The sequence below is a fragment of the Curtobacterium sp. BNK-1 genome (assembly GCF_048685235.1).
Taxonomy (GTDB): domain Bacteria; phylum Pseudomonadota; class Gammaproteobacteria; order Enterobacterales; family Enterobacteriaceae; genus Pantoea; species Pantoea agglomerans.
The window spans coordinates 1147848-1160696 of the sequence record NZ_JBLQTJ010000001.1; the positions used below are offsets into that span (position 1 = coordinate 1147848).

General features: G+C 51.8%; 9 protein-coding genes. 5 read left to right on the top strand and 4 right to left on the bottom strand.

The genetic code is table 11. From position 1 onward, the window contains the following. The first annotated feature begins 67 nt into the window (after nt 1-67). Nucleotides 68-1360, top strand: coding sequence for a serine--tRNA ligase (gene serS, locus ACMGGP_RS05485; protein WP_010254930.1), 1293 nt, complete (start codon nt 68-70; stop codon nt 1358-1360). A 318-nt stretch (nt 1361-1678) separates the two neighbouring features. Continuing rightward, nucleotides 1679-2830, top strand: a complete 1152-nt coding sequence (locus ACMGGP_RS05490; protein WP_010254932.1) for an MFS transporter — start codon at nt 1679-1681, stop codon at nt 2828-2830. A gap of 53 nt (nt 2831-2883) precedes the next feature. On the opposite strand, the gene pflA is transcribed toward ACMGGP_RS05490, so the two are convergent. The 4 genes from pflA to ycaO all read right to left on the bottom strand — a co-directional run bounded on the left by pflA (nt 2884) and on the right by ycaO (nt 9140). Continuing rightward, nucleotides 2884-3624, bottom strand: coding sequence for a pyruvate formate lyase 1-activating protein (gene pflA, locus ACMGGP_RS05495; RefSeq protein WP_010254935.1), 741 nt, complete (start codon nt 3622-3624; stop codon nt 2884-2886). A gap of 164 nt (nt 3625-3788) precedes the next feature. Next, nucleotides 3789-6071 (bottom strand): formate C-acetyltransferase, encoded by a 2283-nt coding sequence (gene pflB / locus ACMGGP_RS05500; protein WP_010254936.1) that lies wholly within the window; start codon nt 6069-6071, stop codon nt 3789-3791. A 71-nt stretch (nt 6072-6142) separates the two neighbouring features. After that, on the bottom strand, nt 6143-7003 hold the full coding sequence (gene focA / locus ACMGGP_RS05505; RefSeq protein ID WP_010254939.1) for a formate transporter FocA: 861 nt from the start codon (nt 7001-7003) through the stop codon (nt 6143-6145). Nucleotides 7004-7376: 373 nt separating this feature from the next. Next, a complete protein-coding gene (ycaO, locus tag ACMGGP_RS05510) occupies nt 7377-9140 on the bottom strand; it encodes a 30S ribosomal protein S12 methylthiotransferase accessory factor YcaO (RefSeq protein ID WP_010254940.1) in 1764 nt (587 codons plus the stop codon). 326 nt (nt 9141-9466) lie between these two features. Between ycaO and serC the strand changes: the two genes are divergently transcribed. The 3 genes from serC (at nt 9467) to cmk (ending at nt 12806) form a co-directional block, all read left to right on the top strand. Beyond that, entirely contained in the window at nt 9467-10552 is a 1086-nt protein-coding gene (gene serC / locus ACMGGP_RS05515) for a 3-phosphoserine/phosphohydroxythreonine transaminase (RefSeq protein ID WP_033757140.1), read from the top strand. Between the two features lie 82 nt (nt 10553-10634). Next, complete coding sequence (gene aroA, locus ACMGGP_RS05520) at nt 10635-11921, top strand: 3-phosphoshikimate 1-carboxyvinyltransferase (RefSeq protein WP_010254943.1); 1287 nt, start codon at nt 10635-10637, stop codon at nt 11919-11921. Between the two features lie 198 nt (nt 11922-12119). Further along, nucleotides 12120-12806, top strand: coding sequence for a (d)CMP kinase (gene cmk, locus ACMGGP_RS05525; RefSeq protein ID WP_010254946.1), 687 nt, complete (start codon nt 12120-12122; stop codon nt 12804-12806). The last annotated feature ends 43 nt before the right edge of the window (nt 12807-12849 follow it).

A 12849-nucleotide genomic window follows, 5' to 3' on the forward strand; every position in this document is an offset into this window, starting at 1 on the left:
ATGTTTTCAACGCATTCCGCTGGAATGCGTCCCTTCTTTCAACCAACTTTTTATACACAGGATAAGCATGCTCGATCCCAATCTGCTGCGTAACGAGCCAGACGCAGTCGCAGAAAAACTGGCACGCCGGGGATACAAACTGGATGTGGAAACGCTGCGTTCGCTTGAAGAGCGTCGCAAAGTGCTGCAGGTGGAAACAGAAAATCTGCAGGCAGAGCGTAACTCCCGATCCAAATCCATCGGTCAGGCCAAAGCACGTGGGGAAGACATCGAGCCGCTGCGTCAGGAAGTGAACGCGCTGGGCGAACGCCTGGATGCCGCAAAAGCAGAACTGGATGAACTGCAGAATCAAATCCGTGACTTCTCACTGGCACTGCCGAACATTCCGGCCGATGAAGTGCCGCTGGGCAAAGATGACAGCGAAAACCAGGAAGTGAGCCGCTGGGGTACCCCGCGCGAGTTCAGCTTCCCGGTTAAAGATCACGTTGAGCTGGGTGAAGCGGCTAAAGGCCTGGATTTTGCGTCTGCCGTGAAACTGACCGGTTCACGCTTTGTGGTCATGCAGGGGCAGATTGCCCGCCTGCACCGTGCACTGAGTCAGTTTATGATTGACCTGCACACCGAGCAGCATGGCTACCTTGAAACCTACGTGCCTTATCTGGTTAACCACGAAACGCTTTACGGTACCGGACAGCTGCCTAAGTTTGGCGAAGACCTGTTCCACACCCGTCCGCTGGAAGAGGAGTCAGACAGCAGCAACTATGCGTTAATTCCTACTGCGGAAGTGCCGCTGACTAACCTGGTGCGTGATGAGATCCTCGAAGAGGATAGCCTGCCGGTTAAACTGACTGCGCATACGCCGTGCTTCCGTTCTGAAGCGGGTTCTTACGGTCGTGACACGCGTGGCCTGATCCGTATGCACCAGTTCGACAAAGTTGAGATGGTGCAGATCGTCACGCCGGAGCAGTCAATGGATGCCCTGGAAGAGCTGACCGGTCACGCTGAGAAAGTGCTGCAGCTGCTGAACCTGCCATATCGTAAGGTTTTACTCTGCACCGGCGATATGGGCTTTGGATCGACTAAAACTTACGATCTGGAAGTCTGGCTACCGGCGCAGAATACCTATCGTGAAATTTCATCCTGTTCCAACATGGGTGATTTCCAGGCGCGTCGTATGCAGGCGCGTTGCCGCAACAAACAGGATAAGAAACCGCGTCTGGTTCATACCCTGAATGGCTCAGGGCTGGCCGTAGGCCGTACCCTGGTGGCGGTGCTGGAAAATTATCAGCAGGAAGATGGCCGCATCACTGTGCCTGAGGTTTTACGCCCCTATATGAATGGCGTCGAAATTATCGGCTAAGCAACAGTAACTCTCTGAACCCGGCCATGGCCGGGTTTTTTTATGTTATTGCTCCGGAAAAACTGTTCTGTCAGGCCTCATTTTAATCACAAATAAACGTTATCGATACCAGCCAGGCCGGAATGGCTAAAAACCTAATTTTTCATAGAGATAGCATTTAGCGACCTGCCGCTTCTTACGATTGTAACCCACTGAAGATTAGTAAATTAAATTGTCGCACAGCAAAATGTGCTGCCGTTAAAGTTCGCCCATTGACTTTAAAAAAGCCAATGGCAAACTGCGCGCAATTTCCTTCATTTGCTCTGGTTTCTATCCCCTATGTCAACCTGGTCACGCCCCGTGATATTGCTGCTTTGCGGCCTGATGTTAATGACGGTCGCAATTGCCGTGCTGAATACGCTCGTTCCACTGTGGCTGACGCATGACTTACTGACAACCTGGCAGGTGGGCATCGTAAGCTCCTCCTATTACACCGGTAATCTCGCAGGAACTCTGCTGGCTGGCTGGTTAATCAGGCATTACGGCTTCAACCGCAGCTACTACCTGGCTACCTTGATGTTTGCCGTCGCAACCCTGTGCCTGGCGATGATGTCGGGTTTCTGGGCATGGAGTTCAATGCGTTTCATCGCCGGTGTCGGCTGTGCGCTGATGTGGGTGGTGGTCGAGAGCGCACTTCTGTGCAGCGGAACGGTACGTAATCGGGGACAGCTGCTGGCGGCCTATATGGTTGTCTATTACATCGGCACCGTGACAGGCCAGTTGCTGGTCAGCAAACTGTCTACGGAATTACTCAGCGTGATTCCGTGGGTGACGTCGCTGGTCTTCTGCGCCGTGCTGCCACTGGTCTTTACTCGCGTCTCCGCCAGCGGTGAAGCGACAGAAGCCGCTCCGGCCCGCATCTGGCCGATGCTGCGTCGCCGTAGCTCACGTCTGGGCATCAATGGCTGCATTATCTCTGGCATCCTTCTGGGCTCGCTTTATGGCCTGATGCCGCTTTACCTGTCACATCAGGGAATGAGTGATGCCAATGTGGGTTACTGGATGGCGTTGCTGGTCAGCGCAGGCATTGTGGGCCAGTGGCCCATTGGCCGTCTGGCCGATCGTTTTGGTCGCATGCTGGTGCTGCGAGTTCAGGTCTTTGTGGTTATCCTGGGTGCGATGGCCATGTTAACCAATGCCGCGATGGCACCAGCGCTATTTGTTCTGGGGCTGGCAGGCTTCACACTCTATCCGGTGGCGATGTCCTGGGCTTGCGAGACGGTCGCACATCATGAACTGGTAGCGATGAATCAGGCACTGCTGATGAGTTATACCGTGGGCAGTCTGGCTGGACCGGCAATGACCTCTGTTCTGATGCAGAATTATTCTGACCAGCTACTGTTCGTGATGATCGCTGCTGTGGCACTGATTTATCTGGTGATGCTGCTGCGCAAAGCGAATCATCAGGCTACGCCAGTGGCACATGCCTGATCGCTGAACAGCAAAAAGGGAGCGTTAAGCTCCCTTTTTTTGTGGCAGATTCTTCAGTACATCACTTCGTGGCCATAGCTGGCGAGAATGTTTTTCACGCGCTCCATTGTCTCTTTGCTCGGTGGCTTCACCCCGTCCAGCTTGTACTCTTCACCCATCGCAATCCATTTATGCTTACCCAGCTCGTGATAGGGCAGCAATTCAATCTTCTCAACGTTCTCCATGTCACGCGTGAATTCACCCAAGCGATGCGCGGTGTCATCATCGTCGGAATAGCCGGGCACCACGACAAAACGGATCCATGTCCGTTTGCCTTTTTTCTGCAGGTAACGGGCAAAGTCCAGCGTACGGTGATTGGAGACACCCACCAGAATCTGATGCACGTCGTCATTCATCTGTTTCAGGTCGAGCATCACTAAGTCGGTAACGTCGAGCAGTTCATCGATCACCGGATCATAGCGGCGTACGAAGCCGTTGGTGTCGAGACAGGTATGAATACCTTCGGCCTTGCAGGCACGGAACCAGTCGCGCACAAATTCAGCCTGGAGAATGGCTTCACCGCCTGAGGCCGTGACGCCGCCACCAGAGGCGTTCATAAAATGGCGATAGGAGAGTACATCCGCCATCAGCGCTTCGACGCTGATCTCTTTGCCACCGTGCGTATCCCAGGTGTCGCGGTTGTGACAGTAGAGGCAGCGCATCAGGCAGCCCTGGAAGAAGGTGATAAAACGGATACCGGGACCATCGACGGTGCCGCAGGATTCAAATGAGTGGATACGACCGTTAACTGACATTGCGATGTTTTCTCCAGTAAGTCTGCCGGGACAGACGGCGCAATCTCTGTAGCGCTCAGGGCAGGAAATCGATTCTGGTGGGAACCTTGATGGAGATGACCACCAGAACAGACTTTTAATTAAAAGGCTCCGCGAGGAGCCTTTTTTATCAGGTAGAGCAGTAATTACAGTGATTTAGTGAAGGTTCGGGTAATCACATCCTGCTGCTGTTCTTTAGTCAGTGAGTTAAAGCGTACAGCGTAACCGGAAACGCGAATGGTCAGCTGCGGATATTTCTCTGGATGTTCCATCGCATCCAGCAGCATTTCACGGTTCATAACGTTAACGTTGAGGTGCTGACCGCCTTCGATGCTGGCTTCGTGATGGAAGTAACCATCCATCAGACCGGCAAGGTTGGTTTTCCGCACGTTATCATCTTTACCCAGCGCGTTTGGTACGATTGAGAAGGTATAAGAGATACCATCTTTCGCGTAGGCAAACGGCAGTTTCGCGACGGAAGTCAGTGAGGCAACTGCACCTTTCTGGTCACGACCATGCATCGGGTTAGCACCTGGTCCAAACGGCGCGCCAGCGCGACGTCCATCTGGTGTGTTACCGGTTTTCTTACCATATACCACGTTCGAGGTAATGGTCAGAACAGACTGCGTCGGCACGGCATTACGATAGGTGTTCAGCTGCTGAATTTTCTTCATGAAGCGTTCAACCAGATCGCAGGCCAGGTCATCTACCCGTGAGTCGTTGTTACCGAACTGCGGATATTCGCCTTCAATGTCGAAGTCGATGGCCAGACCATCTTCGTCACGAATCGGTTTCACTTTGGCATATTTAATGGCAGAAAGTGAATCCGCAGCGACGGAGAGACCCGCGATACCACAGGCCATGGTGCGGTAGACATCCCGATCATGTAAGGCCATCAGCGCCGCTTCGTAGCTGTATTTATCATGCATGTAGTGAATGATGTTCAGCGAAGTCACATACTGTTTTGCCAGCCAGTCCATGAAGTGATCCATACGCTCCATGACGGTGTCGAAATCCAGTACGTCGTCGCTGATTTTGTCGCCTTTCGGTCCAACCTGCATTTTCAGCTTTTCATCCACGCCGCCGTTGATTGCGTAGAGCAGCGTTTTCGCCAGGTTGGCACGTGCGCCAAAGAACTGCATTTGTTTGCCGACAATCATCGGGCTCACGCAGCAGGCGATTGCGTAGTCATCATTGTCGAAATCAGCACGCATCAGGTCATCGTTCTCATACTGCAAAGATGAGGTATCGATAGAGACTTTAGCGGCATATTTTTTGAAATTAATCGGCAGTTTTTCTGACCACAGGATGGTCATGTTCGGCTCAGGTGAAGGACCCATGGTGTAGAGGGTATTCAGGAAGCGGAACGTACTTTTTGAGACCAGAGTACGGCCATCAACGCCCATACCTGCCAGGGATTCCGTTGCCCAGATTGGGTCACCTGAGAACAGCTCATCATATTCAGGTGTACGCAGGAAGCGAACCATACGCAGTTTCATCACCAGATGGTCAATCAGTTCCTGTGCCTGCTCTTCAGTCAGTTTACCGGCTTTAAGGTCACGTTCGATATAAACATCAAGGAAGGTTGAGACGCGGCCAAATGACATGGCAGCACCGTTTTGTGATTTAACTGCAGCCAGGTAGCCATAGTAAGTCCACTGTACTGCTTCAACCGCATTGGTAGCCGGACCGGAGATGTCATGGCCATATTTTGCTGCCATCTCTTTAATCTGGGCCAGCGCATGATGCTGATCAGAAATCTCTTCACGCAGACGAATAGTCGCTTCCAGATTAACGCCATTCTCTAAATCTTCCTGCAGTGAGGCGAACTGAGCGAATTTATCCGCCATCAGGAAATCGATGCCGTACAGCGCCACACGACGATAGTCACCGATAATACGGCCACGACCATAAGCATCAGGAAGGCCGGTCAGGATACCTGATTTACGGCAGCGCAAAATGTCCGGGGTATAAACATCGAACACGCCCTGGTTGTGCGTTTTGCGGTATTCGGTGAAGATTTTTTTCAGTGAAGGGTCGAGTTCACGGCCATACACTTTGCATGACCCTTCGACCATTTTGATGCCGCCATAAGGAATGATGGCGCGTTTTAATGGCGCTTCGGTCTGCAGACCAACAATTTTTTCCAGTGGCTTAATGATGTAACCCGCGTCGTGCGAGGTAATGGTTGAGGCGAGATCGGTGTCGAAGTCGACTGGCGCGTGGGTGCGGTTCTCAATTTTGATGCCTTCCAGCACGCTTTCCCACAGTTTGGTGGTCGCTTCAGTGGCACCCGCCAGGAATGACTCGTCACCTTCATATGGGGTGTAGTTTTTCTGAATGAAGTCGCGCACATTGACGCTATTCTGCCATTCGCCTTCAGCAAATCCTTCCCATGCTGAAGCCAGTTTTGCATTAAGTTCGGTCATAATATACCTGCCTTATATGAGGAGACTTTACGGTCGGGCACAGCCAACTTCCTGTGCCGTCAAAAATGCGTTTAATGAACCTGGTCACCTTTACGGAGATAGATAACCCAGTAGGTCAACCCAACCAGAACGCCGCCGCCGATAATGTTTCCGATGGTCACGGGAATCAGGTTGTCGATAATAAAGTTACTGAGGGTCAGCGAGTGAAACTGTGCCGCCGTGGTGCCAGCTGCCTGCCAGAATTCAGGTGTCGCGAAGTCACGAATAGCAATGGCATAGGGTATAAGAAACATGTTGGCGATACTGTGTTCGAAACCGCTTGCGACAAACATCGCAACAGGCAGAATCATCACGACCAGCTTATCGGTCAGGGTGCGGCCTGAGTAACTCATCCAGACGGCGAGACAGACCAGCAGATTGGCCAATGTACCCAGACAAACCGCCTCTATGAAGGTGTGATGCATCTTGTGGTCGGCGGTTTGCAGGACATTTAATCCCCAGGCACCATTCGCGACCATGTGCTGTCCGGCAAACCACATCAGGGCGACAAAGAAGAGTGCACCTGCAAGGTTACCGGCGTAGACGTTAATCCAGTTGCGGGCCAGCTGGCCCCAGCTGATGCGGCCACTGGCTTTGGCGACAACGATTAATACAGTAGAGGTAAAAAGGTCAGCACCACATACCACGACCAGCATTAAGCCGAGTGAAAAGCAGATACCTCCAATCAGTTTGGCTATGCCATAGGGCATCGCGCCGCTACCGGTGGTCGCTGTAATATAAAAAACGAATGCGATTGAGATAAATACGCCGGCGTTTATTGCCAGAAAGAAGGTCGTAAAAGGATGTTTGGTTGCTTTATAGATACCCGCGTCTTCGGCCACTTTCGCCATCGCGGCGGGTAATAAAAGATTAAAAGGGTTGTCAGTTTTCACACTAACTTACTCCTGAAGTTGTCTGAAAAAATACTAACAAAGGAGTATAGGTCAGTAATTGATATGGATCATGTTTGCCAGGGTGGTAACACACTGGTCGCAAATTAATGAGAAAATAATGAGTTAACTAACTGAATATCAACAAATAAATTTATTTTAAAAATACAAAAATATTTTAATATAAAGTGATGCGCCACTTTTTTAGTTCAGGCTGTGTTATTAATTAATGGCTTATGTGTTAATTAAAATGATGTGATGTAATAAGAAGGAATTTTAAAGTAGCTAATGTTTCATAGAGAAAGTGGGGAATGATGGCACCAGATAAATCCAGTGCCATGGTTAGCCGTCTGCTTTCAGTCTGACGCGTTATGGCTTACGCGTTTTTCCAGTAGTGACGTTTGGCGTTTTGCAGTTTTTCGTAGGCGGCAAGCAGCGACTGATGGGCAGGGAAGGCCTGCAGCTCATCATCAACAGCCTGAAGGCCATTAAACGGATTCTCACCACTGATCGCGGCTGAAGCTGCTTCCATTGCGCTCTCACCATACATCCGCAGGAAAGCGTGATGATACTGCAACGGATCACGCTCATCTTCCATAGCCAGTAACAGCAGGGTCTGCAGGCAACGATAGTAGTTAGCGCGCTCTGGCGTAAAGATTGAGCTGTTAAACTCCATCGTCCATTCTGTCCAGATCAATGCCTGATCCAGATCGCCGCCCGCCAGCGCCAGCATCGCTTTTAATTCGCCAACACGCAGCGTGTACCAGCCATTGTCTTTACCGGTCGCCAGACCCAGCAGCTCACGAACACGGGTGAAGTCGTCAAAGCCTTCATCATCAAGCTGTCCAATCAGATCCAGATACTCTTCCGGATTCCAGTTGCTGTCAGGCAGGGCCAGCAGGGTTTCACGCATGCCCGCTCCCATGCTGTTGTTCGCCAGGAACAGATCTTCTGCCGGGTAGATATCAGACATGCCTGGCACGATGATGCGGCAGGCATAGACACCCAGATGCTCGTAGTCTGCAATATAGACTTCCTGATCTTCCGAGGCGAAGATTGCCATCAGCGTGGCGAATTCCTGTTCGGTGCTGCCCGCGAATGACCAGTCGACAAAAGGATAATCCGCAGTTTCTTTAAACAGATCCCAGGAGATCAGGCCGCTTGAATCGATGAAGTGTGTTTCAAGGTTGGCATGCTCAGCCACTTCTTCGTCATCAAAGGTCGGTGGGGTAAACACATCCAGATCTTTGAGGCTTCGGCCCTGCAGCAACTCGGTAACGGTACGCTCCAGCGCCACACCGAAATCAGGGTGAGCACCAAATGAGGCAAAACAGGTTCCGTTGGTTGGGTTAAACAGCACCACGCAGATAACCGGATATTTACCGCCGAGAGAGGCGTCATAAGCGAAAATCGGGAAGCCTTCCGCTTCAAGACGTGCAATAGCTTCGATCACTTCAGGATAACGTTGCATCACGTCATCTGGAATCGCAGGCAGGCTGATCGCTTCAGCAATAATGCGGTTTTTAATGTAGCGCTCAAACACTTCAGACAGCCCCTGAACACGCGCTTCGTTCGCGGTATTACCTGCCGACATGCCGTTTGAGACATAGAGGTTGCCGATAATATTCATCGGGATATAGACAGTCTGCTGGTCGGACTGACGGGTAAAGGGCAGGGCGCAGATACCACGTTCAGTATTCCCGGACTGCAGATCAATCAGGCCGGAAGCCGTCAGGGCATTGTCGGGATCGTAAAATGCGCGCAGGCGCGGATCCAGAATACCTTCAGGTAAGGACTCATCATCAGGTAACGCAAACCATTTTTCATTGGGATAGTGAACAAAATCGCCGTTAGCGATCTTTTTTCCCAGCCAGAAGTCAGCAAAAAAATAGTTAGTTGAGAGACGCTCGAAATACTCGCCCAGCGCGGAGGCCAGCGCCGCTTTTTTACTGGCGCCCTTGCCGTTGGTAAAACAGAGCGGGCAATCGCGGTCGCGGATATGCACTGACCAGACATGGGGGACAGGATTCAGCCAGGATGCTTCTTCAATGTTAAAGCCAAGATCCTGCAGCTTGTTCTGGAAACGCGCAATGGAGTCTTCCAGTGCGGCATCTTTGCCCGGGATAAATGTTTGCGTCATAGTGCCGCTCTCTCAGTTGTCATAGGGTGCGTAAAGCGCGCAATGATACGGATTTTGCTAACAGACCGCTATCAGGGCGGGACATTTTTACCGGCTTACTTTACCGGCTTAGTTTTCATCACTTTCGCTCTCAGGCCAAACGCGAATTAATGGCGCTGGATAAAGCCTCACAAAATTCCGCGCAGATTTGCATTGGTAACATAACCTCCGGCGAGCCGGATTCAGAAAATGTGACCGCTCCCTGATTTATGATTGCAGCTATCAGAATGCAGTGATAAAACCGGATGGTTATTCATAACCGTTCGATATGACAGTGGTGAGGGGAAATGACGCAAGTTTATAATTTTAGCTCTGGCCCGGCGATGCTACCGGTTGAAGTGCTTCGTCGTGCAGAACAGGAACTGACGAACTGGCGCGGTCTGGGTACCTCTGTAATGGAGATCAGTCACCGCAGTAAAGAGTTTATTCAGGTGGCTGAAGAAGCGGAGCAGGACTTCCGTGATCTGCTAAAAATACCGTCGAATTACAAAGTTTTATTCTGTCATGGTGGGGCGCGTGCGCAGTTCGCTGCCGTACCGGGAAATCTGCTGGGTAAAGCGACCAGTGCCGACTATGTTGATGGCGGTTACTGGGCGCATAGCGCAATAAAAGAAGCGGAAAAGTTTTGTTCCCCACGCACGCTTGATGTCAAAACAACGCGCGACGGTAAACGAGCCATCCTGCCGATGAGCGAATGGGAGGTGAGTGAGACGTCCGCTTACCTGCATTTCTGCCCGAATGAAACCATTGATGGCATCGCGATTGACGAACAGCCCGACTTTGGCAGTAAAACCGTTGTTGCTGATTTCTCATCCACCATTCTGTCACGCCCTATCGATGTGAGTCGTTACGGTGTGATTTATGCGGGTGCGCAGAAAAATGTGGGCCCGGCCGGATTAACGCTGGTTGTCGTTCGCGAAGATCTGCTGGGTCAGGCGCACGCCTCTGTGCCCTCAATCCTCGATTACAAAGTGCTGGCCGATAACGATTCGATGTTTAACACCCCGCCGACTTTTGCGTGGTATCTCTCAGGGCTGGTGTTTAAATGGCTGAAAGAGAAGGGCGGTGTCGCTGAAATTGATCGTATCAATCAGGCAAAATCTGACCTGCTTTATGGCGTAATCGATCACAGTGGCTTCTATCGTAATGATGTGGCAACAGAAAACCGCTCACGCATGAACATCCCTTTCCAGCTGGCCGATGCTTCACTCGATGCGCTGTTCCTGGAAGAGTCGTTTAAGGCGGGATTACACGCGCTTAAAGGCCATCGTGTAGTAGGCGGTATGCGCGCCTCTATTTATAATGCGATGCCGCTGGAAGGTGTGAAGGCCCTGACCGATTTCATGGTCGATTTTGAACGCCGTCACGGCTGATTATTAAGATATCAGCATTGATGCTGATGCCAGACCTCGTCACACGGCGAGGTCTCTGTATTTTTTGAGGATTTCGTTTCACATGCAGGACTCCCTGACTCTCCAACCGATTGCGCGCGTCAACGGCACGGTAAATCTGCCCGGCTCAAAGAGCGTTTCCAATCGTGCATTGCTGCTGGCTGCTCTGGCTAAAGGTACAACCCGTCTTACCAACCTGCTCGACAGCGACGACGTTAAGCACATGCTGAACGCGCTGACCGCGCTTGGTGTAAGCTATACGCTTTCCAGCGATCGCACCCTGTGTGAAGTGACGGGAAATGCCGGGCCACTGCACGCATCTCAACCGCTGTCACTGTTTCTGGGCAATGCCGGAACCGCAATGCGTCCGCTGGCCGCGGCGCTTTGTCTGGGCCAGCACGATATCGAACTGACCGGCGAACCCCGCATGAAAGAGCGTCCAATCGGGCATCTGGTTGACGCACTTCGTCAGGGCGGAGCAACCATTGAGTACCTGGAAAACGAAAACTATCCGCCGCTGCGTTTACGCGGTGGTTTTACCGGGGGTGAAGTCAGTGTGGATGGCAGCGTTTCCAGCCAGTTCCTGACCGCGCTGCTGATGACCGCGCCGCTGGCACAGCAGGATACCTGCATCACCATCAAAGGTGATTTGGTGTCGAAACCTTACATCGATATTACCCTTAATCTGATGCAGTGCTTTGGCGTCGAGGTTGAGAATCAGAACTATCAGCGCTTCCTGATCAAGGGACAGCAACAGTATCAGTCGCCGGGTGATTACCTGGTTGAAGGCGATGCCTCTTCCGCTTCCTATTTCCTGGCCGCTGCCGCCATTAAAGGCGGCACGGTTCGCGTCACCGGGATTGGACGCCAGAGTGTGCAGGGTGACATCCGGTTTGCTGACGTGCTGGAAAAGATGGGCGCGACGATTGAGTGGGGCGATGATTACATTGCCTGTACGGCCGGAAAACTGCAGGCCATCGATATGGACATGAACCATATTCCGGATGCTGCAATGACCATCGCGACTACGGCGCTATTTGCAGAGGGCACCACCCGGTTACGCAATATTTATAACTGGCGGGTAAAAGAGACCGATCGACTGAGCGCAATGGCCACAGAGCTGCGTAAAGTCGGGGCAGAAGTCGAAGAGGGTCATGACTACATCCGTATTACGCCGCCAGCGACGCTGATTCATGCGGATATTGGCACCTACAATGACCACCGCATGGCGATGTGTTTCTCTCTGGTTGCACTTTCTGATACCCCGGTGACCATTCTCGATCCTGGCTGTACTGCAAAAACCTTCCCGGACTATTTCGTTCAACTGGCTAAAATCAGCCAGAGCGCCTGATATCTCCCTTTCCGGTGCGGTTCGCACCGGAACTCCCCTGATTTTATCTGGCTGTAACAGGCCAGAGATCCTCTGAATTGACTAAGATTACGAACCTGATCAGTGCGAAAGGGTAACCAAGCCGTGCTATGCAGCGTATAATGCTAGTCATTAATGGTGACCGAAAGGTCAGGAAGCACGCAGCAACAGGAGGGAATAATGACAGTAACTGCCCCGGTCATAACTATTGATGGGCCAAGTGGAGCGGGAAAGGGAACCCTGTGCAAAGCGATGGCGGAATCGCTGCAGTGGCATCTGCTGGACTCCGGTGCTATTTATCGCGTGCTGGCGTTAGCCGCATTGCATCATCAGGTGGAGATTGAATCTGAAGAGGCGCTGGTGCCGATTGCCGCTCACCTGGATGTGCGCTTTGTGTCACAAAATGGTGAAATGCAGGTCATACTTGAAGGTGAAGATGTCACCGGTGAAATCCGTACTCAGGAGGTCAGCAACACCGCTTCTCGTGTTGCCGCTTTTCCCCGGGTACGCGAAGCATTATTGCGCCGCCAGCGCGGTTTCCGCGAGATGCCTGGCCTGATTGCTGATGGCCGTGATATGGGCACCGTGGTTTTTCCGGATGCGCCAGTGAAAATTTTCCTTGATGCCAGCCCGGAAGAGCGAGCTCAGCGCCGTATGCTACAGTTGCAGGATAATGGCTTTAATGTTAACTTTGACCGCCTTTTAGCCGAGATAAAAGAACGCGACGACCGCGATCGTAATCGCGCAATTGCGCCTTTAGTAGCCGCTGGCGATGCATTGGTTCTGGACTCTACCGAGATGTCTATCGATCAAGTCATTGAAAAAGCGCTACAATATGCCCGCGAGAAGCTGGGTATTACGGCTTAACTGAATCTACCACCCTGTACCATGGATCCGGTGCCGGGCATGT